The following is a 22,467-nucleotide window of genomic DNA, read 5'->3' as shown; positions in this document are numbered from 1 at the left end:
CCGGGCTAACTAAAGTCTAAAGTATAGAATGCCTATCTAACCCCCTGCTCCGGGTACTTGCCTGTTTTGGTACGGTAAAAAGCCATGATCTTCTCAATATCGGCCTCCACATCGCCTGACGGAATAATGGTTGGGCCAATGCCAGCTTCTTTCTTGGCGTAGTCCAGGTAGCCCAGCACAATGGGCACTTTCGCCCCCATGGCCACATGGTAGAATCCGCGTCGCCAGCGCGGTTGGTATTTTCTGGTGCCCTCAGGCGTTACCATCACGCACATATCTCCGGGTGTCTCCTCAAAAATACGGATCATGGCATCCACCATGCGTGTATTTCGGGAACGATCGATGGGCAGGGCCCCGATCGCTTTCAGGATCGGGCCAAAGGGGAATTTCATAAATTCTTTCTTGATAGTATACCGGATGGGCGCATCCATCATAAAAAATGCCGCGCGGGCATAAACGAAATCCCAGTTGCTGGTGTGTGGGGCTGCCACCATCACGCATCGCCTGTCCTGCGGCGCCAGCGTCCCATTTAGTTTCCAGCCTGTTGCTTTAAAAAACAGCTTGGAGATAAACTTTCCGATCATGTATAGTAAGGGGTGTAAAGTATAAAAGTAGGCAAAAGCCTGAGCTCGCCTACTTTGAAAGTATAGGGACGTATAGTTACGCACTTCCGCGCGTTTTTACAAGGCCTCTTTGATAGTTTGGGATGTTCTGCGCCACAGATAGGCCTGTATGCCTACGCCGATCATAGGGCCAAAAGATACATTGGCGTCGTTGCCCTGCCACTCCCTGGTATACCGGAAGGATAGCATGGGCTCCACGGCTATTTTCTCGTTCACGAAGATAGCATACCCTACACCTAGTGTTCCCTGCGCGATATCGGTTTTAGCGCCTGTCGAAAAGTTTAGCAAGCCGCCCTTCAATGCCAGTTCACCGAAAAGTCCGCTGTCGAGGTAGTAACGTGTAAAGGGACCTCCCAGCAGGTAGGTCCTCCTGAAAGTCTGCTTGGCACCCTCCACCGAGACCATGTGACTCTCATGGCTGATGCCCAGATCCAGACCGATGGCCAGGTCATGAATGAGGAAGTAGCCGCCTTTAAAGTTAAGGTTGGCCAGGATGTTTGTGCCCTCCTCCGGCCCGAGCGGCTGGTTCAGTTCCCGCGTCGTTTTCTGGATGGCAGCGTCCAGGTTTCCGCCGATTAAAATAGAGCCATGCTTCACTTTTGCTTTCCACATGAAGCTCTTGTTTTCCTGTGCCAGCGCGGCAACAGAAATCAAAGACAGCAATACAACAAGTCTTAATCTTTTCATGGTTTGTTCAACTCCATCCTCCACCCCTTTACGATAAAACCATAAGGAGATATACATTAAAGTATATTTATTTTATCAAATAATTTATTGCTTATTTACCAGTCTCCGAATATGCCGTTCCATGTGCATGGTGTAGCGGTATCCTACCTCAAAAATCTCATCCGCCTTCCGAAAACTCGTTAAGCGATACGACTTAAGTTCTTTGGGCTCCAGAAACAGGTCACATTGATTTAAGCGCAGCTTTACGTTGTTATAGATGGCCAGCATGACCGTGCGCTCTACCATACCTGTCAGCGATGTTACCTGCGCCTGGTGGTTGATAGGGTTTACGTGAACGGCGATTTTCACGTCGCAGTTACCGTATAACGGCTCGATGGGCAAATTATTGAGCAGACCGCCATCGTTCAGCGTTTTCCCGTTAAACAGGATGGGCTGGTAAAGTATGGGGACGGCCGAGGAAGCGAGCAGCGGCTTGATCACCTCGCCGGAAGAGAAGTAGGCCGTAACGCCTTCATTCATTTCGGTGGCACTCACGACCACCGGTATTTTCAGCTCTTCAAACGTCAGATGGGGGCCCAGGTATTTATTGTATAGCTTCTCCACCTCCTCCAGGTGCAGCAGTCCTCTTTTTCCGAAAACCGGGCGCATCACCTGAAAAACGCTGAGTTCCCTGATCAGTTTAAGGATTTCCGCAGGGGGATACCCGTAAGCATAAAACACGCCGGCGATAGCCCCGGAACTAACCCCCGAAATCATACTTACCTTCACTCCCTGCTCGTCCAGCGCCTTCAGCACGCCCAGGTGCGCAATGCCTCTGGCCCCGCCGCCAGATAAAGCCAGCCCTACACGCATCCTATAGATCCGAAAGGCTAAAAGTCTCCTTCAGGCGGACGCCCTTTTCTGTGTGCTGCACGGTGCAGCACTGGTTTACGGCATCATGCTCTAAGAAAAGCACCATGTCCTCATCAGCGGCCCGATTCAGGAAGTGAGCCTTCTCGTCCAGCGTCAGCAGGGGGCGAGTATCATAACCCATCACATAGGGCAGCGGGATATGCCCTACGGAAGGCAACAGGTCGGCCATATACGCAATTTTGCGGCCCTTATACGTCATGACCGGCACCATCATTTTGTCCGTATGCCCGTCTGCATAAAAGATTTCGAACTGCGGAATAGGCGAAGCCGCCGTGGGATTGATGAATTTAAGCTGACCACTCTCCTGCATCGGAAGTATGTTCTCCTTCAGGAAAGAGGCCTTCTCCCGTGCGTTCGGCTTGGTTGCCCACTCCCAGTGGTCGCCGTTAGACCAGTAGGTGGCATTCGGGAATACCAGTTCCAGGTCGCCATCGCCGTTTTTATACTTTACCCCGCCCCCGCAATGGTCAAAGTGCAGGTGCGTCAGGAACATATCCGTGACATCCTCCGGTGAAAAGCCTGCCGCTTTCAGCGAGCCCAGTAGCGTAGCGTCACCGTGCAGGTAATAGTGGCTGAAGAACCTGGCGTCCTGCTTGTCCCCGATCCCGTTGTCTATCAGAATCAGTCTGTCTCCATCCTCTACCAGCAGACAGCGCATGGCCCACGTGCACAAGTTGTTCTCATCAGCGGGGTTGGTGCGCTGCCAAAGCGATTTTGGCACCACGCCGAACATGGCTCCGCCGTCCAGTTTAAAAAATCCAGTGTCGATTACGTGTAGTTTCATTTCGCGGTATGTGGGTAAGGGTTTATACTTTTAAAGGAGCAGTCAGGCTTAAAATAAAAATGAATTAGGGTAAAGAACTGCTGCTCTCGCCCCTAATTCATTTCTGTTTGTTTCTGATGTCAGGTTATGCTTCCAGCACAACGCCCATGTTAGAGAACTTATCGATGCGCTCCATAATACGTTCCTCAGGATCCATGGTTCCGAGTTCATCCAGCAATCGGACGATTTCCTTCTTCAGGGTCGCCATCATCTTGTTCGGGTTAAGATGCGCCCCCCCGAGCGGTTCTTTGATGATGCCATCGATGAGCTTGTTCTGCAGCATATCGGTAGCAGTAAGCTTCAGCGCTTCTGCCGCCTGCTCCTTGTAGTTCCAGCTGCGCCAAAGTATGGAAGAGCAGGATTCCGGGGAGATAACGGAGTACCAGGTGTTCTCCAGCATCATCACGCGGTCGCCAATGGCGATGCCCAGCGCGCCGCCGGAGGCTCCCTCGCCAATGATGACACAGATAACCGGCACCTTCAGCATGAACATTTCCTTCAGGTTGCGGGCTATGGCTTCCCCTTGTCCCCGCTCCTCGGCCTCCAAGCCCGGAAACGCTCCCGGCGTATCAATGAACGTTACAACTGGCTTGTTGAATTTCTCGGCCATCTTCATCATCCGAAGGGCCTTACGGTAACCCTCTGGGTTGGCCATGCCGAAATTGCGCAACTGGCGCTGCTTGGTGTTACGGCCCTTCTGCTGCCCAATGAACATCACGCTGCGTCCGTCTACCTCACCAAAACCGCCTACCATGGCCTTATCGTCACTCACGGTGCGGTCGCCGTGCAGTTCTACAAACTTATCGGTGATGCCGTGGATGTAATCCAGGGTATAGGGCCTGTCCGGGTGGCGCGAAAGCTGCACGCGCTGCCAACGGGTAAGGTTGGCGTATGTCTCTTTTTTAAGTGTCCTGATTTTCTCCTCCAGAGCCTTAACCGCCTCCGATACATCAACCTGGCTCTCATCGGCCAGTTTTTTCATCTCCTGCAGTTTGCCCTCCAGGGCAGCAATGGGCTGTTCGAAATCTAAAAGCATAAGTTCGTAGCTTGTGTTGAGTGACACAAATTTAAGATTTTCCACCAATGCACGCAGCACAAGAGGCAATTTATACTTAACATTAAAATTAATTAAGCTGTAAATGAAGCGGTTCGCCAACAGCGCTTAAAATATAGCCCTGAAATGATGCTTTGGACTTGCAGATTTAAATCCGGAAACATACCTTTGCATCACTTTAACCCTCAAAGTTAAGGAGAAGACAAACGGTCTGGTAGTTCAGTTGGTTAGAATGCCGCCCTGTCACGGCGGAGGTCGCGGGTTCGAGTCCCGTCCAGACCGCAGCTTAAAACTGCGGTTTTAGTAAAGGAGCAGAAGGCTCTTCATTTTCAAGAATTTTGGTCTGGTAGTTCAGTTGGTTAGAATGCCGCCCTGTCACGGCGGAGGTCGCGGGTTCGAGTCCCGTCCAGACCGCAGCATTAAAACTGCGGTTTTAGTAAAGGAGCAGAAGGCTCTTCGTTTTCAAGAATTTTGGTCTGGTAGTTCAGTTGGTTAGAATGCCGCCCTGTCACGGCGGAGGTCGCGGGTTCGAGTCCCGTCCAGACCGCTCTCTTAGGGAGCTCGTGTTAGTACGCGAGCTCTTTTTTTATTGCCTATACTTTTGTGAAGTATAAACGAAAAGGCCGGCTGCAACAACGCAACCGGCCTTTCATACTTTATAAGTATATTTATACTTGCTACTGAAGCTCGTGGTAGTTGTATACTTTGTGCCCGCCTTCTACCAGGTAGCTGTCGCGCTTGAAGAGCTCGATATCGGCCTCCATCATGTCCTTTACCAGTGCAGGCAGGTCATACTTCGGCGTCCAGCCCAGTTTCTCCTTCGCCTTTGTCGCGTCGCCTATCAGCAGTTCCACCTCGGTTGGTCTGAAGTAGTTTGCATCAACGCTCACTACCTCACGGCCCAGGTCCAGTTGGTAATCCGGGTTCTTGCAGGCGGCCACGTAGCCTTTCTCCTCCACTCCTTCTCCCCTGAACTCGATCTCGATGCCCAGCTCCGCGAAAGCCATCTTCACGAAATCACGCACCGTTGTGGTCACGCCCGTGGCGATCACGTAGTCCTCCGGCTCGTCCTGCTGCAGGATGCGCCACATGGCCTCCACGTAATCCTTGGCGTGGCCCCAGTCGCGCTTGGCGTCCATGTTACCCAGGTACAGCTTGTCCTGCAGGCCCATGCCGATGCGGGCGGCGGCGCGCGTAATTTTGCGTGTCACGAAAGTCTCGCCTCTTAGCGGCGACTCGTGGTTAAACAGAATGCCGTTGCAGGCGTACATGCCGTAGGCCTCGCGGTAGTTCACCGTGATCCAGTAGCCGTAGAGTTTGGCCACGGCGTAAGGCGAGCGTGGGTAGAACGGCGTCGTCTCCGACTGCGGCACCGCCTGCACCAGGCCATACAGCTCAGAAGTGGATGCCTGGTATACTTTGGTTTTCTTGGTCAGACCCAGGATGCGGATCGCCTCCAGGATGCGCAACGTGCCCAGTCCGTCGGCATTGGCCGTGTACTCGGGCGTGTCGAAGCTCACTTTCACGTGGCTCATGGCGGCCAGGTTGTAGATCTCGTCCGGCTGTGTCTCCTGTATGATGCGGATAAGGTTGGTGGAGTCAGTCAGGTCACCGTAGTGCAGCTTGAAGTTGATGTTCTTCTCGTGCGGGTCCTGGTAGAGGTGGTCGATGCGGTCTGTATTAAAGCTGGAGCTACGGCGCTTGATGCCGTGCACCTTGTATCCTTTGCTAAGAAGTAACTCCGCCAGGTAGGCTCCATCCTGACCGGTTACACCAGTGATAAGGGCAGTTTTCATTATGTAAAGGGTTTGAAATAAGTGATGTGAAGTGTTATAGTAAACGGGTATGTATACTATACTTCCACGATTTTGTTCTTAAAATCTTCGTAGGCGAGCGAGATTCCTTCCTCTAAATCTGTAGAGTGCTTAAAGCCAATGGAATGCAATTTAGAAACGTCCATTAGCTTACGGGGCGTGCCATCCGGTTTAGAAGTATCAAACTGCATCTCTCCCTCAAACCCCACCACGTCTTTTATCAGTAACGCCAGTTCTTTTATGGTGATGTCCTCCCCTGTACCGACGTTTACCAGTTCCCTGCCATTGTAGTGCTCCATCAGGTAGAGGCAAGCCTCGGCCAGGTCGTCGGCAAAAAGGAACTCACGGCGCGGGTTGCCGGTGCCCCACACGGTCACGGTGTTGGCGCCATTCTCCTTCGCCTCATGGAACTTGCGGATAAGCGCCGGCAGCACGTGGGAGTTATTCAGGTCGTAGTTGTCGTTGTAGCCGTAGAGGTTGGTGGGCATCACGCTGATGAAGTTGCAGCCGTACTGGTCGTGGTAAGCCTCGCAGAGCTTGATGCCGGCTATCTTGGCGATGGCGTAGGGCTCGTTGGTCTGCTCCAGCGGACCTGTCAGCAGGTACTCTTCCTTCAGCGGCTGGGGCGCCAGCTTCGGGTAGATGCAGGAGGAGCCCAGGAACATGAGCTTCTCCACGCCATACTTGTGTGCCGCATGGATGATGTTGGCCTCGATCATGAGGTTGTCGTAGAGGAAATCGGCGCGGAAGGTGTTATTGGCCTGTATGCCCCCTACTTTAGCGGCGGCAAGGAATACAAATTCTGGCTGCTCCTCTTCAAAGAAGTCCTCCACCGCCTGTTGGCTTCTCAGGTCCAGTTCGCTGGATGTGCGGGTGATGATATGGGTGAAGCCCTCTTGCTCGAGCTTGCGCACGATGGCGGAGCCGACCATTCCTCTATGGCCCGCCACGTATATTTTAGAATCTTTATGCATAAAGTATTTGACGAAAGGTATAATAACGAATAAGGAGAATTACCCCCTTATTCGTTTCCACCAAGACTTTGTTTCGTTATCTTCAGCATAATAACCATAACCGTAGCCGTAACCGTAGCCATAACCATAGTTTAGCTTCTTATAATCAACGTCATTGAAAAGTATGGCTGTGTTACGAATCTTTCCCGACTCATGCTGCAACTGCACATTTTTTATGAAGTCCTTTATCGTATAGTCCTGGCGCACCATGAAGACGTTAGCGTCTGATATCTGCATCAGTTCCAGGCCGTCTGAAAGTATACCCACCGGCGGCGTATCCATGATGATGTAATCATAGCGCTTCTTCAACTCCACAATAAGATCCGACATACGGTTACTCAACAGCAGTTCTGAAGGGTTTGGCGGAATGTCGCCGGAAGGAAGCACGTGTAGGTTTTCCTGGATGGTTGTGTGAATCACCTCCTCCATGGAAATATGCCCTGCCAGGTAATTGCTCAGGCCCATGCTGCTGCTCACGCCCAGGTCAGAATTATTGTTCGGCTTCCGCATATCTGCATTAACCAGCAGCGTCCGCTCCCCGGAGATAGAGATAATGTAAGCCAGGTTCTTGGCAGAGAATGTTTTTCCCTCCCCGCTTATGGAAGAAGTAATCACGATTATCTTTCCTCCTTCCGAAGCCGTATCCGTCACGCCAGTCATATAGCGCAGGTTTGAGCGCACTGTCCGGAACGCTTCTGCCAAGGCCGATTTCGGGCTCAGGTTAGCGAGCAGGTTGTCCTCCTTTTTATTATGGCCGACAAGACCCAGCAAAGGCAGCGCCGTGTACTTAGCAATATCCTCCACCGTATGGATCTTATTGTTCATCAGTTCCTTTATAAATATAAAGGCAAACGGAAGGCCCAAGCCAATGGCAAGCGCAATCCCATAGTTGCGGAGCGGCAGCGGGGCTGTTTGCTTGCTCACAGACGCCTCTCTCAAAATCGTGATATCAGAAGTATTGGCGGCCTTAGAGATACCGGCCTCAGTGCGCTTCTCCATCAGGAAAACGTACAGGTTCTCACTTAAGCTATAGAGGCGCTGGATATTGATCAATTGCCGCTCAGAGGAAGGAAGCTTTTGCATCTCCGCCGCAGCCACGTTTATCCGCTGATCCAAGTTGCGCAAGCCGATCTGATTCGCGTCTTTCAAACTGTTCAGGTTCTCCAACAACGAGGCCCTTACCTCATTCAGTTGCTGGCGCTTGATCTTGATGCCGGGGTTCTCCTGTCCCTGACCGGTAGAGGCGACACTTAGCTCTGTTTGTAGCGTCACGAGTTGGGTCACCAGGGCGTTCAATACCGGATCGCTTACGCCCAAAGTAGCCGGCGCCTGAATCACTTCCTCTGGATTTTCCTTGCTAAGGTAGGTGGATAAGTAATCGTAGTAACGGGCAGTTAGCAGCAATTCCGCTTTCCGCTGCTCCAGAGCCTCTAACTCACCGGCCACCTTGGCGCCTGCGGCACTAAGATCCATGGCGGCGTTACGCTGCTTAAACTCCTCCAGCCTCGACTCTATGAAATACAGGGAATCCCCGATTTGCTGTAGCTGAAGATCGATGAAATTAAGGGTTCCGATAGCCTTGGCGTTCTTGATATCCAGGTTGTTCTGCCTGTAAGTCTCCATGTGAGCGTTCAGGTAATCAACATCCTTTTTAGGGGTCGTACCCGCCACCGTCATTACCAGAGCAGAGGCATCGCCCCCATAAGGTGCAACTGAAAGACTGGAAGCGTACTGCTTCGCCAAGTCATCCAGCTTGTTAATGGAAAACATGACCTCATTTCCGGAGAAAGGCTCCGGCTTCAGTAACTCTATCGTAAAAGCAAAGCCATCTATCAGGTAAGACTGCCCGAATTTATACGTCTTGTCGGCAACCTTGGCGTTCCAGCCTAAATTCTCAGAAGACAAGGTATAATTTCCTTCATCAAGCAGAGCAATCTTGAACATGACATTGTACGGAATGTCTGCCGCAGCAGAGTCAAACACCACGTGTATGGGGGCATCGCCTTTATAGGCCTCTAAGAGCAACACATTGCCTTTTATGTAATAGCTTACCTGAAAATCAAGCTTATCCAGCGTCTTGCGCGCCAGCGATTTCGTCTTCAATAAGATTGACTCATTGGTAAGGCCCTGCGTGCCCTTAAACATCTCATTTCCAAACAGGAGTGCAGCGGCAGCGCCATTGTTAGCCTCGCCCGAAAACATGACAGAAGAGGAAACCTCGTACTCGGGCACGGTGTACCGGTTGATCAGATAGGCAGCAGACAGAGCTATAACAGCGCCTAAAACGAACAGGTACCATTTGGAGATGGCCGCGTTTAAGAGCGCTTTAAAATCAATGAAGCTGTTTTCTTCGGGATTAAAAGTAGATTCCAACTTAGATAGTTATCTTGAGAGTCTGGTGAAAAGAAGAACTGCGGAGGCAATTATGCCAAAGCCCAGTGAGAAAGTCCCTAGTACATTTTCGCGGATGAACTTGGCCGGAAGCGGGTCAACCACAATCATATCATCCGGCTGCAGGTAAAAATTGTTCATGGCCAGCATATCCTCATCCAGCAGGCTGAAAGCATACATCTTAGCCTTCCCTTCCTCGTAGCGAATAAGCTTAATCTCGCCCCGGTTAGCATAAGGATTCAATCCGCCTGCCGTGGCAATGGCCTCCATCATGTTGATATTATCCTGGTAAGTCGTGAACTGGCCCTGGCGACCCACCTCTCCTACGATGGTGTAGCGGAAGGTGAGCAGGCGGAGGTTTACGGTTGGGTTCGCCAGGTAAGGCTTCAGTGCATCGGTAACGGCTATGCGGGCATCCGGCATAGAGAGCCCCCCAAGACGGACTTTGCCCACTACCGGAAGCAGGATATCTCCTGCCTCATCAATCGTATAACCATCTAACACAGGGTCTGTGGCACCGAAAGTGGTGGTACCGGCACTCAGGAAGTCATACTCCTGCGGGGTGGTGGTCTGTACCCGTAGCGACAGCACATCGCCTGCTCTGAGGGTATAAACTGGTTTTTTGAGGTCAAAAGTCTTTAAAAGCTCGTCTGCCTCGCCCTGGTCCTTCACCTCGGGGTTCTCCTGCAACAGGAGGAGCTTTTTCTGTGGAACGCAGGAGGCAAACATTGCCATGCCAAGTACGAACCACCATGCGATAAGGGTTTTGCGCATCAGTTATGTTATTCCTTGCTAATTAAAATGAACCCACTGGTTATTTTATTTTATGAGTTCTATCGACTCAAATGGTAAAATTATGAAAATATTGCGGGAGTAAGCAGAATTAACTACAATTAAATTTAGTTTCCGCGCTTAAAACTGCACCTGTATGCCGTTCGAAATAGCATACACAAACCTGGTAACTGGAACAATCGGCTCATCTTCGTAAACACAGCTGAAGTTGGTCTTAAAGGAGAACTTGTTAGTGAGCCGTACCTGCAGCGTCACATCCCCGCTTACCCGGTTGCGGAGCCTGCTGATGGCATCATCATACCCGAACTGGTAGTACACGATGCCCTCTGTGCTTACCTGCTCGTTAAGCTTTACCTTGCCGCTTACGTAGTTTGTGGATTTGAGCAAGTTGGCCGCAATCAGCCGCTGTTCCAGTTCGGGATTCTCCCACTCCTCGTGCTCGTGCATAAAGCCTGTTCCAACGTATAGACTGCTATTTTGGCTCCGGAGCACACGGTACCGGACTCCTCCCCCGGCCAACGTGCGGAACTCGAGCCCCCGCGCCTTATCGGCCTGCGTCTGGGCGAAAAGCTCGTAAGACAGTCGCTTCTTGCGCATGAAATTCACACGGAAGTGCGAGTAGCCCGTGCTGGCTACAGTGTTACGGAGTTCCTCAGAGTCGTAGTTGACGAGCAGGTAATTGTAGTAATTGAGCAGCAGGTAACTGTGTTTCTCAGAGATATAAGCCAAATCGCCGTTAAAAGTGAGCTGCAGGTAGTTGTTGGGGTTGTCCTTGCCAGCATTCCGGTTAAACATAGAAAAGCTAAGTCCTCCTGTGCCCGTGAAGTACCCCGCCGAATCAGGATCCACGCGGGAACGCTCAATGTTGAGGATCTGGCCCTGTGCGGCGTGTGGGGCAAAGTATAAAAGAAGCAGCACCGCGAAAGTATAAATTGTGTAAAGGGCGTGCTCAGAAAGGGATTTAAGCAACATCAATCTTAAAAGAAACCTGAACATTTGACCATTTCTAACGGATATACTACAAAGGAACAAATTGATGATGGGTATTAAAAGGGAGGCCTGGCTTAATTCCTCCCTGCCCCATCCGGCACCTATACTTTATTCACCATTATGGCATCCAAACCATGGCAAGAAGTTCTATAGTGCTGCTAGAGGCTCTGCGCGAAACCGCCGGAAGGCTGCGCGGGGGCGCAAGGTATGAATGGGGGCACATGGGCAGCTGCAACTGCGGCCACCTGGCCCAAACCATCACCCGGAATTCTAAGGGCCAGATACATGGCGCGGCCATGTGGCGCTACGGCGATTGGCGCGAGCAGCTGCGCGACTACTGCCCGCAGAGTGGCCTGCCGCTGGATGAAATCATCGACCAGATGCGGGACATGGGCATTACCCGGGAGGACCTGGCGCACCTGGAAACGCTCTCTGATCCGTCTGTAACAGCCCGGTTGCCGCAGCACTGCCGGCACCTGAAACATAACCTGCGCGACGACGTGGTGCTATACTTAGAGACCTGGGCCGACCTGCTGGAAGGACAGCTGAAGGTTCATAGTTTAGAGACAAAACCAAGGGAAGAGGTGGAAGTATAAAGCCCCTTATTCCATACTTCGTCAGGTTTAAGATTTTCATTAGCTTTAAGCTGATAAAGTATAAAGGTAGCCATGTGTAACAGAGAAACTATAAGCGCAGCAGAAAAGTATGTGCGGGAGCTCATGTCCGGCGAGGGAACGGGGCATGACTGGTGGCATGTGCTGCGGGTGTGGAATAACGCCAAGAACATTGCCGCATCAGAGAAAGCCAATGTATACGTGGTGGAGTTGGCCGCGCTGCTGCATGATGTGGGCGACCATAAATTCCATGACGGGGATGAGACCGTGGGTCCGCGCATAGCAAGGGAATGGCTCGAGCAACAACAGGTGCCGGAAGAGGTGATTTGCCATGTCTGCAGCATCATTCGGGACCTTTCCTTTAAAGGGGCCGGCACCTCCTCGGCCATGCCCACACTGGAGGGAAAGATAGTGCAGGACGCTGACCGTCTCGATGCCATTGGCGCCATTGGTGTTGCCCGCACCTTTGCCTATGGCGGGCACCGGAACCGCGAAATGTATAACCCAGGCATAAAACCCGAGCTGCACGAATCATTCGAGGCGTACAAGGGCAGCAGCGCCCCCACCATCAACCACTTCTACGAAAAGCTTTTGCTCCTGAAAGAACGCATGCACACTGCCTCTGCCCGAGAAATAGCGCAGCAGCGCCACCAGTACATGGAAGGATTCCTGGAGCAATTCTACGCCGAGTGGGAAGGTCGTAGGTAGACCAGGACATTAGCTGAAACAAGACGATATACTTTCTGAAAGCATCATAGGCCAGTACCTGCTTTAGTACACCAACATCACGAAGCAACGCTTGATATGGAGACACCTTTACTTTCAGATACAGTCATTATCCTTGGCCTATCGGTAATTGTCATTCTGCTTTTCCAGCGCTTTAAACTGCCCACGCTACTTGGCTTTCTGGCTACCGGAGTAATTGCCGGCCCACATGGGCTTAGCCTTGTCGCCAATTCCAACAATATTGAGATCCTGGCTGAGATAGGTGTGATTCTGCTGCTCTTTATCATCGGTATGGAGTTCTCGTTGAAGCAGTTGGCCATCATAAAGCGCACGGTGCTGCTTGGCGGCACCACACAGGTGCTGGCCACGATAGGATTGGTGGCGCTGGTAATGGTAATCCTTCGGTATAGCTGGGGAGAGGCCGTTTTTATGGGCTTCCTGATTGCGCTGAGCAGTACGGCCATCGTATTAAGGCTACTCCAGGACAGCGGCGAGCTAAATAGTCCGCAGGGGCGCGTGGTGCTTGGCATTCTGATTTTCCAGGATATTGTCGTCGTTCCTATGATGTTGCTGACCCCGCTGATGGCTGGAGGCTCAGAGAACATAGCCACGGCGCTGCTTCTAATGGCCTTGAAGGGCGCCTTCGTGATTGTGTTTGTACTGATAAGCGCGCGCTACCTGGTGCCGCGCCTGCTGTACCAGGTGGCAAAAACCAAAAGCAAGGAGCTCTTTATACTAAGTATCGTGGTCATCTGCTTTGCCGTAACCTGGCTTACCTCCAGCCTTGGCCTCTCTCTGGCCTTGGGTGCCTTTATGGCGGGTATCATTATTTCAGAGTCAGAGTATAGCCACCAGGCCACCAGCAACATCCTGCCCTTTCGCGAGATTTTCACAAGCTTCTTCTTCGTATCGATCGGTATGCTGCTCGACTTTAACTTTCTGCTGCAGCACCTGCCCATAGTCCTGCTGTTCACCTTGCTCACATTTCTGCTGAAGGGCATGGTGGCTACCCTGGCTGCCCGCATTCTGCAGTATCCGCTGCGGGTGTCGCTATTGGTGGGACTTTCGCTTTTTCAGGTGGGGGAGTTTGCGTTCATACTTTCTAAAACGGGCATAAGCACGGGCCTACTGTCGCCGGAAACGTACCAGTACTTTCTGTCCGTGTCGCTGCTGACCATGGCCCTTACCCCCTTTGTGGTGGGCGCCTCCCCAAAACTGGCGGATAGGATCGCCTCCCCTTTTGCAACGAAGCAGGAGCCGATGCCCTTCGCTACGCAACCCAAGGCCGCACACGGCGACCTGCGCGCTGATCTGGATGACCACATCATTATTATCGGCTTCGGTATAAACGGACGGAACGTAGCCAAAGCCGCCAGGTATGCCAGGATTCCCTATGTGATAGTGGAGCTGAACGCCGCAACAGTTAAGCACGAGGGGAAAAAAGGAGAACCCATTGTCTACGGAGACGCCGTTCACCCCATGATCCTGACGCACATCAATATACATAAAGCCAGAGTGGTGGTGATAGCCATCTCAGACCCTGAGGCCACCAAGCGCATCATCACCACTATCCGGGAGATTTCTGGTAAAGCACACATCATCGTGCGCACCCGCTTTCTGCAGGAAATGGAGGAGAACTACAGGCTTGGGGCAGATGAGGTGATACCGGAGGAGTTTGAGACAAGTATAGAGATCTTTACCCGCACCCTGAATAAATACCTGATGCCGCGTGACGAGATTGAGGCTTTCACGCAGAACATCCGGGCCGATAACTACGAAATGCTCCGGAGCCTGAACACTAACCGCAACCTGGGCATGGCAACGCTCAGCGTGGACCTGCCTGACATCGAGGTGGCCTCCCTGCGTATCTTCACCAAAGAACCAGACATAGTCGGCAAGCCACTGCTTGAGTCGAATATTCGGAACAGGTTTGCCATCACGGTGGTAGCGATCAAAAGAATGGAGCAGACTATACTTGACATCAATGCAGACACACAGCTTCAGCGGGGCGACCTGGTGTATGTGGTCGGCAAGCCGTCGGACGTGTTACGCTTCAGTAACTATATCAAAGAATAAAAGAATTGCGTGCCTCGGAAGAAAGTATAAACTACAGCTGCTCCAGCACCTCTTCTACCTTTTTCTGCACCGCGCCTGAACCGGCGTTGTGATTGATGGCCCCCTCGGCCCAGCCGCGCCAGAGCAGCATCTTCGATCGCGGGTTAATCAGGTCGATGATCAGGGTGCCCTCCTTGAACAGGTCCACGCTGCGGTAACCGGGCATGTCGGCATGGCCATAGTCGTAGCGGTAGCCGCTCATGTAGCCGTAGCTGTAGCCAAAGCCTTCCGCAAAATTCTCGGGCTTATCCTTCTCCACCGGCACCGACACACTCACATCGTAGGCCACCAGCACATCCGGGTTCTGCTCAACCTTGGTATAACCCCGCTCCTGCATTTCCCGCTCCACAGCCTTTACCATGCTTTGGTGCAGGGATGCCTTATATCCTTTCAGGTACTCAGCCTCGGCGGGCGGAGAGGGCTGATACCAGGCATAGGTCTTTGCCTGCCGAAGGCTGGCAGCATAAGGAGCCTTGATAGATTTTGCACCCAACGATGCGGAGGTGGTAACACAGGAAGGCAGGGACATAATGCCTAGCAGCAAACTGGCAAAAAGCAATCTTTTCATAGTTCAGAAGTATGATTCGGACCGATTAAGCTGTGCAGCGAAAGTATAGAAACAAGCTGCCCAACCAGACAAATATAGTAAAAAGTATAACTGCGCAGTGGCAGCCGGGTACATTCTGGTTACCCCCAGGCTCTCCATACCCCAAAATCAGCCTATTAGTTTAGATCATCCTAAACCCGGACAAAAGAAATAATGGGTTCCAATAGTTGCGGCTGGCAAGTATGGCAACAACAAAGTTTGCGCTTTATCCGTGTATGGGAAAGAAAAAAGCAGTTAAACCTAACAACTCATACAATGGCAGATGTATCATCTTACGTTCCGAGCCCGCCCCCGAAGTGGGTCGAGACCTTTGCCCGATTCGGGCTTTCCGCTAAGGGCGTTGTTTATTGCCTGCTGGGGATCCTGGCATTCATGGCCGCCTTTGAAATTGGCGGGCAGTCGACCGAAAACACCGAACGCTCCGGGATCTTCAGAACCATACAGGATATGCCCGCCGGAAACATCCTGCTGGGCCTAATCGCACTCGGGCTGCTCTGCTATGCCATCTGGCGCTTTATCCAGGCCGTCAGAGACACCGAGGACAAGGGCTCCGATGCCAAGGGTGTCGCCAAGCGGCTGCGGTATATCTTCAGTGGCCTGGTATATGGCAGCTTTGCCGTACTAGCCGCGCGCATGGTGCTCGGCAACAGTAGCGGCAGTGGCGGCGACTCCCGCCAGACGCTGGCCGCCAAGTTGCTGGAGCAGCCCTTCGGCCAATGGCTGGTGGGCCTGCTGGCCGTTGGCACGCTCATAGCTGGAATTTACCAGATCTATTACGGGTACTCGGAAAAGTATAAAAAAGAGGTGCAGTCCGGTGGCTTAAAGCATGAAGTGGAGCACCAGATGATTCGCGCCGGAAAGCTGGGTTACATGGCCCGTGGCATCGTTTGGCTGATAATTGGCTACCTTTTCCTGCAGGCGGCCCTTAAATCCAGTTCATCGGAGGCCGGTGGCAACAAGGCGGCATTTCAGTTCCTGGAGAACGCTTCGTACGGTTCTTTTATACTTGGGGCGGTGGCGCTTGGACTCATCTGTTACGGCATCTTCATGTTCATGCGCGCCAAATACCAACCCATCCACACCTAAAGTATAGCACCTAAAGTATGAGCCTCTTTTCCTGTATGCTACTCCAGGGGAAGAGGCTTTTTATACTTTGCCCCGTCCTCTGAAAACGATAAAACAGCACCCGATCAAAAGGGCTGAGAAAGTATGAGTTTTTTTCGGAGCGGCAGCGCCCAAACCACTACATGAAAATTCGGCCATAGTTGTAAAAGAATGTAGAATTCAATTACTTAGAGCCCAAATTGCCTTACCAGGAGAGAAGCCTCGTCGGTTATAAATTTTAACTAATACGAACATGCTATCTTTATACGGAATGGCCTGCTACTACCCGCGAGGAAGATGAAGAACGCCCCTTTTAAGATTTTTATACTTGATGACGATGTGTGGTATAGCGAGCTGCTGGAGTATCATCTGTCCCTCAACCCCGACTATGAGCTAAGGAAGTTCCACGCTGCCAAAGACTGCCTCAGCAACCTGCACGAGCGCCCCAACGTGATCACCCTCGATTATTCTCTGCCCGATAAAAACGGCGCGGAGGTGCTTAACAAGATAAAAGAGCAGAGCCCCGACACTCAGATTGTCATTATCTCCGGACAGAAAGACGTGGCTACGGCGGTAGACCTGCTCAAAAAGGGCGCCTACGATTACATTGTGAAGGACGAGGACACGCCGGAACGCCTCTGGAACACGGTGAACAAGATCCGCGAGAATGTGTCGCTCCGCAAGGAGATTGACCAGCTGCGGGAAGAGATTGTCCTGAAGTATGACTTCAGCAACTTCATCATCGGCAACAGCGACGCCATGAAGCGGGTGTTCACCATGATGGGAAAGGCTGCCAAAACCAACATCACCGTCTCCATCAGCGGGGAAACGGGCACGGGCAAAGAACTTGTGGCCAAAGCCATCCATTACAACAGTGCCAAAAAGAAAATGCCATACGTCACGGTGAATGTGGCCGCCATACCCCGCGAGTTGATAGAAAGCGAGCTTTTCGGGCATGAGAAGGGCGCTTTTACCGGAGCCGTGGCCCGCAGGCTGGGCAAGTTTGAGGAGGCCAACAAAGGCACTATCTTCCTCGATGAGATCGGGGAGCTGGATATCAGCCTGCAAGCCAAGCTGCTCCGTGTGCTGCAGGAGAAAGAGATAACGCGCGTAGGCGGTAACGCCGTTGTGCCCGTGGATGCCCGCATTATAGTGGCCACCCACAAAGACCTGGCCGAGGAAGTGAAGAAGGGGAATTTCCGGGAGGACCTGTACTACCGCCTGCTGGGCCTGCCCATTCAGCTGCCGCCCCTGCGCAACCGGGGAGCCGACATCCTGGTGCTGGCCAAGTACTTTATAGACGCCTTCGCCAAAGAGAACGGCCTGGGCCGGAAAACGCTCACGGCGGAGGCGCAGGAGAAGCTCCTCTCCCACGCCTTTCCCGGTAACGTGCGCGAGCTAAGGGCTGTGGTGGAACTGGCCGTGGTGATGGCAGATGAAAGTATGATAGAGGCCCACGACATAAACCTGGCTGCCAATAATAGCGAAAGGGACTTCCTGTCAAAAGAACGCCCGCTGCGCGAGTATACCACCGAAATCATCCAGCGCTTCCTCGACAAGTACGAAGGCAATGTGCTGCTGGTAGCCGATAAGCTGGATATCGGCAAGTCCACCATCTACCGCATGATCCAGAACAATGAACTGGTGACGAGGTAGCATCGCGGGTATGTCCTTCACTGCAGCAGCTAAGTTTCATACTTTCCAGAAAGCTGCCTTACTGATTCCACAAAGTATAAACGCTCTCTGGCACAAGACACTGAGCTCAATTTTATAAAGCAGAACATAAAGTATGGCTGGCGTTTTCAAACGGGCTTTCGGTATGGCAACAATTCATTTTATATGCTAAGTAAAGCAGAGCTGCTCCAGCAGCTAGAGGAGGAAAGAAACGCCCGTAGAGCCGCTGAGGATTTGGCCCAGTCCCGGCTGCATGCGCTGGAACAGTTGCAGAGGCAGCACGCTTACTTGCAGGAACCCCAGACCCCTTTTCCGGTTGCGGCACCTGAGCCAGACTGGCAAAAGATGCAGGCCGAGGTACAGGACGAGTACCCAAGTCCTGTATTCCGGCTAAGCTTCTCGGGAGAGATTCTTTCGGCTAACCTGGCTGCGCAGGACTTCATGTTTAGCGTGATCAGGCTGCGAGAGCAGGGCCTCCGACGGTTGCTACTGATGCACATCCGGCGCATTGAAAGGAAGCGCGGGAACAGGCCAGCCTCTTTCGATGTCTGCATCTCCGGCCGCTACTACCATGTGCTTTTCTACCCGGTGCCCAGAAGAGGGTACTTTAACCTGTACATGACCGATTTTACGGAACGGCGGAAGGCGGAAACGGCGCTGTCCGAAAGTCAGAGCCTGCTGCGGAACATTGCGCACACCATCCCCAATATTGTATATATCTATCATTTAGAAGAAGATAGGTGCATCTACATTAACGAACAGATCATGACTGTGCTGGGCTATAGCGTAATGGATATAGCCGAGATGGAGGGGCAGATATTCACTAACATCGTCGTACCCGAGCACCAGTACAGAATAGAGGAGCATACACAGCGGATGCGGGGCGCACGTGACGGCGAGGTGCTGGAAGTAGAGTACCTGGTCCGGACCAAGGGCAGAAGCGTAAAGAATATTTTCTGCCGCGAGAGCGTGTACAGGCGCAAAGACGATGGGCAGGTTCAGCTGGTCATCGGGTCGGCCGAGGACGTAACGCAGCTACGCCAGCAGAGCTACGAGTTGCGTCACCAGAAGGAGTTCTATGAGTCCATCCTCAACCATATCCCCTCGGATGTGGCCGTATATAACAACAAGCTGCAGTACCTCTTCGTGAATCCTGCTGCCGTAGGCGATAGTGAATTGCGCCGCTGGATAATCGGGAAGACGAATGAGGATTACAGCATCCTACGCAACATCCCGCCGGCACGCATGAAGCAACGTAGCCAGCACCTCCAGCGGGTGCTGGACACCAAAAGCAGCGTGGAGTTCGAGGAGCAGCTCACCCACAGCGGGGGCAAGAAATCCTATTTCCTGCGCAGGTTAAACCCAGTGTTAAGCCCCCAGGAAGAAGTGGAGCTGATCATTAGCCACGGATTGAACATTACGGACCTGCGCCGCGCTCAGGAAGAGATCGTAGCCAGTGAGGCGAAGAACCGCGCCATACTTGCCGCCATACCCGACCTGATGTTCATCATTGATGCGCAGGGTGATTACCTCGACATGAAAAATGAGGCGCAGAAGCACCTGCTCGTGCCCAAAGAGCAGGTGATCGGCAACAACATTTACCAGCTGCTGCCGGCTGAGCTCGCCTCAAGGTTTATGGATTTGATAGCCAAGGTGATCAGCACCGGGTGGTACGAGCGGGTAGATTACGAGCTTGATCTGCCGGACGGGCTCCGCCACTACGAGGGACGCATCCTCAAGTATAACGACACAGAGGTACTGACCATAATCCGGGATATAACTGATGAAAGAAAGGCGGCGCAGGAAGTAAGGGAGAAGAACGAGTTCATCCGGCAGGTGCTCGACGCAAGCCCCAGCCTGATTTACGTGAAGGATGCGGAAGGCAACATCGTGCTGGCAAACCAGGAGTTTGCCAGGCTATTTGATAAACCGTTGCATGAAGTGCTGGGGTATAACAACGCTGATATCCATCACAATAAAATTGAATCCGACTCATACTTTGAAACTGATCGCCAGGTAATTGCCGAGCACCGCGAAATAAGGGTGGAGGAGCGCCACACAAGTATAACCGGAGAAACCATGTGGTTCGATACGGTGAAAAAGCCGCTCATTACCAGCGATGGGAAGGTGAACGTGTTGGGGATTTCTACCAACGTTACGGAGCAGCGCCTGGCCGACAGCCGCCTGAAGGCAAGCGAAGAACAGCACCGCCTGCTGTCGGAAAACTCCAAGGACATCGTGAGCCTGCACAACCTGGACGGCAGCATTATCTACGTCTCCAAGGCCGTGGAGGAAATGCTGGGGTATACCCAGGAAGAAGTGCTGCAGCGGCACCCCAGTGAGTTCATTCCCCCGGAGGATGTAGCGGCAGTAGGTGCGCAAGTTGTGCAAGATGCCTTTGAGCAGAAGCAGAACACCACGCTGCAGTACCGCCTGATCCGCCGGGACGGCTCGAAAATTTGGGTAGAGGCCAACATACGCCCCATCCTGAACGAGCAGGGAGAGCCGGTGAAGCTTCAGTCAGCGCTCCACGATATCACCCATCGGCGCGAATCGGAAGTGGCCCTGCGGCATAGCGAGAAAAGGTACCGCGACCTGATCAACTACAGTCCGGCCTTCATCTGCACCCACGATCTGAGCGGCGTGATCCAATCGGTGAACCCGTACCTGCTCAACATGCTGGGCTACACGGCCGAAGAAATGGTTGGCCACAGCCTACTGGAGTTCTTCCCCAGGCAGAGCGAGGAAGGGTTTATACTTTACCTGCAGCAGTTCGGCACCCGGAGCCTGGTGGATGGCGTCCTGACGATCCTGAACAAGGAGAAAGAGGTGCGCTACCTGTATTATAAAAACTATAAGGTGGAGGAACCGAACCTGGCACCGTACATCATCGCCATTGCCCAGGACATTACCGACCGCATGCGGACAGAGCAGGAACTGTTGCGGGCCAAGGAGGCGGCAGAGGAGTCGGCACGTGTAAAGGAGAACTTTATGGCCAACATGAGCCATGAGATACGAACGCCGATGAACGGTATTCTGGGCATGGCTACCCTCCTGCGGAAAACAGAGTTGGATGAGGGCCAGCAGAATTACCTGAATATTATCCGCCAGTCCGCAGAGAATCTCCTTGTCATCATCAACGACATCCTGGACATCGCTAAGATTGAGGCAGGCAAACTGGAACTGGAGGAAATCCCCTTCAACCTGAGCGAAACCGTGCAGCACGCCTTCCAGACCTTCATCTATAAGGCGGAGGAGAAGGAAATTGCCTATACCCTCAGGGCAGCCCAACAGAGTTACCCGACCGTGGTGGGCGACCCGTACCGGCTGAACCAGGTGCTGCTCAACCTCCTGAGCAACGCGATCAAGTTTACCGAGGAAGGCGGCGTTACACTGAGCTGCCAGGTGCTGGAGGAGCAGCAGGACCAGCTGACCGTGGAGTTTGCGGTAACAGACACAGGCATCGGCATCCCGCCATCCAAACTCGACTACATATTCGAGGGCTTTAGCCAGGCCTACTCCAGCACCACGCGCAAGTACGGCGGCACGGGCCTTGGCCTCAGCATCTGCAAAACTCTGATTGAAATGCAGCACGGGCACCTTTGGGTGGAGAGCAAGGAAAATGAGGGCAGCACGTTCCGGTTTATACTTTCCTTCCCGATATCGGCAGTGGAGCAGCCGGAGTTGCAGGAGGAAGAGCCCGACTTCAGCAGCATGGGCGAGATAAAGGTACTGTTGGCAGAAGACAACGAGATCAACATTTTCCTGGCGCAGGCGATTCTGGAAAGTTGGAGCGCGCAGGTGGAGGTGGCACGCAACGGCAGGGAGGCGGTGGAGATGGCCACACAGCGCCTCTATGACGTGATCCTGATGGATATACAGATGCCGGAAATGAGCGGCATAGATGCCACGCAGGAAATCAGGAAACTATCTGAGGAGCAACACGCAGCCGTTCCGATCATTGCCCTGACGGCCAATGCCCTGAAGGGGGACGCGGAGAAGTACCTGGCCGCAGGGATGAACGACTATATTTCCAAGCCCTTTGAGGAGGATAAGCTGTTCCGGAAGATCGAGGCGCTCCTACCCCACCGCAAGCAGCAGGACTCACAGCCGGGAGCAACAGCGGTAGGCACAGCAAGTATAGCCAATGAGCCCCTCTACGACCTGGCGATGCTGGAGAAGATTGCCCGCGGCAACGAGGAGTTCATGCGGCGCAGCAAGCGGCTGATCGTGGAGACGGTGCCGGCCACGCTCGCAGACATGCAGCAAAAGCGCGATGCACAGGATTGGAATGGGGTAAGTGCAGCGGCCCATAAACTGAAGTCCACCATAGACACCCTGCGTGTTTTACAGGTGAAAGAAGCAGTGCTCCGGATAGAGGGCGATGCGAAAAACCTGGAATTCCGGCCGCAGGTGAAAGCTGATATTGCTTTGGTTATACAGGTGATGGAGCAGGTGATAGACCTGCTGAAGGGCGATCTGCAACGGAAGTAAACCGTACTTGCCGCTGCTTTTTGAAGAGAAAGGC

At 52.8% G+C, this 22,467-nt stretch carries 17 protein-coding genes and 3 tRNA genes; 9 read left to right on the top strand and 11 right to left on the bottom strand.

The features are described from left to right. Positions 1-32: 32 nt before the first annotated feature. The 5 genes from A3841_RS03100 to A3841_RS03080 all read right to left on the bottom strand — a co-directional run bounded on the left by A3841_RS03100 (position 33) and on the right by A3841_RS03080 (position 4,081). Entirely contained in the window at positions 33-584 is a 552-nt protein-coding gene (locus tag A3841_RS03100; RefSeq protein WP_083610176.1) for a 1-acyl-sn-glycerol-3-phosphate acyltransferase, read from the bottom strand. 96 nt (positions 585-680) lie between these two features. Next, positions 681-1,310, bottom strand: a complete 630-nt coding sequence (locus tag A3841_RS03095; protein ID WP_139307868.1) for a hypothetical protein — start codon at positions 1,308-1,310, stop codon at positions 681-683. 84 nt (positions 1,311-1,394) lie between these two features. Then, on the bottom strand, positions 1,395-2,162 hold the full coding sequence (locus tag A3841_RS03090; RefSeq protein WP_073850851.1) for a patatin-like phospholipase family protein: 768 nt from the start codon (positions 2,160-2,162) through the stop codon (positions 1,395-1,397). Position 2,163: 1 nt separating this feature from the next. Then, positions 2,164-3,006, bottom strand: a complete 843-nt coding sequence (locus A3841_RS03085; RefSeq protein ID WP_073850850.1) for an MBL fold metallo-hydrolase — start codon at positions 3,004-3,006, stop codon at positions 2,164-2,166. A gap of 124 nt (positions 3,007-3,130) precedes the next feature. Beyond that, entirely contained in the window at positions 3,131-4,081 is a 951-nt protein-coding gene (locus A3841_RS03080; RefSeq protein ID WP_073851189.1) for an acetyl-CoA carboxylase carboxyltransferase subunit alpha, read from the bottom strand. A gap of 226 nt (positions 4,082-4,307) precedes the next feature. Here A3841_RS03080 and A3841_RS03075 point away from each other — a divergent pair. From A3841_RS03075 to A3841_RS03065, 3 genes are all read left to right on the top strand, one after another. Beyond that, positions 4,308-4,381, top strand: a tRNA-Asp gene (locus A3841_RS03075). Positions 4,382-4,439: 58 nt separating this feature from the next. Then, positions 4,440-4,513 (top strand) — tRNA-Asp (locus A3841_RS03070). A gap of 59 nt (positions 4,514-4,572) precedes the next feature. Then, positions 4,573-4,646, top strand: a tRNA-Asp gene (locus A3841_RS03065). Between the two features lie 130 nt (positions 4,647-4,776). Here A3841_RS03065 and gmd read toward each other — a convergent pair. The 5 genes from gmd to A3841_RS03040 all read right to left on the bottom strand — a co-directional run bounded on the left by gmd (position 4,777) and on the right by A3841_RS03040 (position 11,081). Beyond that, a complete protein-coding gene (gene gmd, locus A3841_RS03060; protein ID WP_073850849.1) occupies positions 4,777-5,895 on the bottom strand; it encodes a GDP-mannose 4,6-dehydratase in 1,119 nt (372 codons plus the stop codon). Positions 5,896-5,951: 56 nt separating this feature from the next. Beyond that, on the bottom strand, positions 5,952-6,887 hold the full coding sequence (fcl, locus tag A3841_RS03055) for a GDP-L-fucose synthase (protein WP_073850848.1): 936 nt from the start codon (positions 6,885-6,887) through the stop codon (positions 5,952-5,954). 39 nt (positions 6,888-6,926) lie between these two features. Then, positions 6,927-9,299, bottom strand: a complete 2,373-nt coding sequence (locus tag A3841_RS03050) for a GumC family protein (RefSeq protein ID WP_073850847.1) — start codon at positions 9,297-9,299, stop codon at positions 6,927-6,929. A gap of 9 nt (positions 9,300-9,308) precedes the next feature. Continuing rightward, complete coding sequence (locus A3841_RS03045) at positions 9,309-10,091, bottom strand: polysaccharide biosynthesis/export family protein (protein ID WP_073850846.1); 783 nt, start codon at positions 10,089-10,091, stop codon at positions 9,309-9,311. 138 nt (positions 10,092-10,229) lie between these two features. Beyond that, positions 10,230-11,081: a DUF481 domain-containing protein gene (locus A3841_RS03040; protein ID WP_073850845.1), complete on the bottom strand. Its 852-nt coding sequence runs from the start codon at positions 11,079-11,081 to the stop codon at positions 10,230-10,232. Between the two features lie 152 nt (positions 11,082-11,233). Here A3841_RS03040 and A3841_RS03035 point away from each other — a divergent pair, with 152 nt between their 5' ends. The 3 genes from A3841_RS03035 to A3841_RS03025 all read left to right on the top strand — a co-directional run bounded on the left by A3841_RS03035 (position 11,234) and on the right by A3841_RS03025 (position 14,515). After that, entirely contained in the window at positions 11,234-11,695 is a 462-nt protein-coding gene (locus A3841_RS03035; protein WP_073850844.1) for a hypothetical protein, read from the top strand. Between the two features lie 72 nt (positions 11,696-11,767). Continuing rightward, positions 11,768-12,421, top strand: coding sequence for an HD domain-containing protein (locus A3841_RS03030; protein ID WP_073850843.1), 654 nt, complete (start codon positions 11,768-11,770; stop codon positions 12,419-12,421). Between the two features lie 96 nt (positions 12,422-12,517). Then, positions 12,518-14,515, top strand: coding sequence for a cation:proton antiporter domain-containing protein (locus A3841_RS03025; protein ID WP_073850842.1), 1,998 nt, complete (start codon positions 12,518-12,520; stop codon positions 14,513-14,515). A 31-nt stretch (positions 14,516-14,546) separates the two neighbouring features. Here A3841_RS03025 and A3841_RS03020 read toward each other — a convergent pair whose 3' ends face one another. Next, positions 14,547-15,122, bottom strand: a complete 576-nt coding sequence (locus tag A3841_RS03020) for a DUF4136 domain-containing protein (RefSeq protein ID WP_073850841.1) — start codon at positions 15,120-15,122, stop codon at positions 14,547-14,549. A 294-nt stretch (positions 15,123-15,416) separates the two neighbouring features. Between A3841_RS03020 and A3841_RS03015 the strand changes: the two genes are divergently transcribed. The 3 genes from A3841_RS03015 to A3841_RS03005 all read left to right on the top strand — a co-directional run bounded on the left by A3841_RS03015 (position 15,417) and on the right by A3841_RS03005 (position 22,433). After that, positions 15,417-16,247, top strand: coding sequence for a DUF1206 domain-containing protein (locus A3841_RS03015; RefSeq protein ID WP_073850840.1), 831 nt, complete (start codon positions 15,417-15,419; stop codon positions 16,245-16,247). Positions 16,248-16,562: 315 nt separating this feature from the next. Next, complete coding sequence (locus tag A3841_RS03010) at positions 16,563-17,921, top strand: sigma-54-dependent transcriptional regulator (RefSeq protein ID WP_073850839.1); 1,359 nt, start codon at positions 16,563-16,565, stop codon at positions 17,919-17,921. Between the two features lie 183 nt (positions 17,922-18,104). Continuing rightward, a complete protein-coding gene (locus tag A3841_RS03005) occupies positions 18,105-22,433 on the top strand; it encodes a PAS domain S-box protein (RefSeq protein WP_073850838.1) in 4,329 nt (1,442 codons plus the stop codon). The last annotated feature ends 34 nt before the right edge of the window (positions 22,434-22,467 follow it).

Source organism: Pontibacter flavimaris, assembly GCF_001907195.1.
Lineage (GTDB): Bacteria > Bacteroidota > Bacteroidia > Cytophagales > Hymenobacteraceae > Pontibacter > Pontibacter flavimaris.
The sequence above is the reverse complement of the archived record's forward strand: the minus strand, read 5'-3'. Positions and strand labels throughout refer to the sequence as shown.

Bases quoted from the DNA above. Each gene is read 5' to 3' on its own strand.
- A3841_RS03045 (WP_073850846.1), bottom strand. From the start codon at position 10,091: ATGCGCAAAACCCTTATCGCATGGTGGTTCGTACTTGGCATGGCAATG.
- A3841_RS03030 (WP_073850843.1), top strand. From the start codon at position 11,768: ATGTGTAACAGAGAAACTATAAGCGCAGCAGAAAAGTATGTGCGGGAG.
- A3841_RS03090 (WP_073850851.1), bottom strand. From the start codon at position 2,162: ATGCGTGTAGGGCTGGCTTTATCTGGCGGCGGGGCCAGAGGCATTGCG.
- A3841_RS03085 (WP_073850850.1), bottom strand. From the start codon at position 3,006: ATGAAACTACACGTAATCGACACTGGATTTTTTAAACTGGACGGCGGA.
- A3841_RS03040 (WP_073850845.1), bottom strand. From the start codon at position 11,081: ATGTTGCTTAAATCCCTTTCTGAGCACGCCCTTTACACAATTTATACT.
- A3841_RS03100 (WP_083610176.1), bottom strand. From the start codon at position 584: ATGATCGGAAAGTTTATCTCCAAGCTGTTTTTTAAAGCAACAGGCTGG.
- A3841_RS03015 (WP_073850840.1), top strand. From the start codon at position 15,417: ATGGCAGATGTATCATCTTACGTTCCGAGCCCGCCCCCGAAGTGGGTC.
- A3841_RS03080 (WP_073851189.1), bottom strand. From the start codon at position 4,081: ATGCTTTTAGATTTCGAACAGCCCATTGCTGCCCTGGAGGGCAAACTG.
- A3841_RS03095 (WP_139307868.1), bottom strand. From the start codon at position 1,310: ATGAAAAGATTAAGACTTGTTGTATTGCTGTCTTTGATTTCTGTTGCC.
- A3841_RS03010 (WP_073850839.1), top strand. From the start codon at position 16,563: ATGAAGAACGCCCCTTTTAAGATTTTTATACTTGATGACGATGTGTGG.
- A3841_RS03035 (WP_073850844.1), top strand. From the start codon at position 11,234: ATGGCAAGAAGTTCTATAGTGCTGCTAGAGGCTCTGCGCGAAACCGCC.
- A3841_RS03025 (WP_073850842.1), top strand. From the start codon at position 12,518: ATGGAGACACCTTTACTTTCAGATACAGTCATTATCCTTGGCCTATCG.
- A3841_RS03005 (WP_073850838.1), top strand. From the start codon at position 18,105: ATGCTAAGTAAAGCAGAGCTGCTCCAGCAGCTAGAGGAGGAAAGAAAC.
- gmd (WP_073850849.1), bottom strand. From the start codon at position 5,895: ATGAAAACTGCCCTTATCACTGGTGTAACCGGTCAGGATGGAGCCTAC.
- fcl (WP_073850848.1), bottom strand. From the start codon at position 6,887: ATGCATAAAGATTCTAAAATATACGTGGCGGGCCATAGAGGAATGGTC.
- A3841_RS03020 (WP_073850841.1), bottom strand. From the start codon at position 15,122: ATGAAAAGATTGCTTTTTGCCAGTTTGCTGCTAGGCATTATGTCCCTG.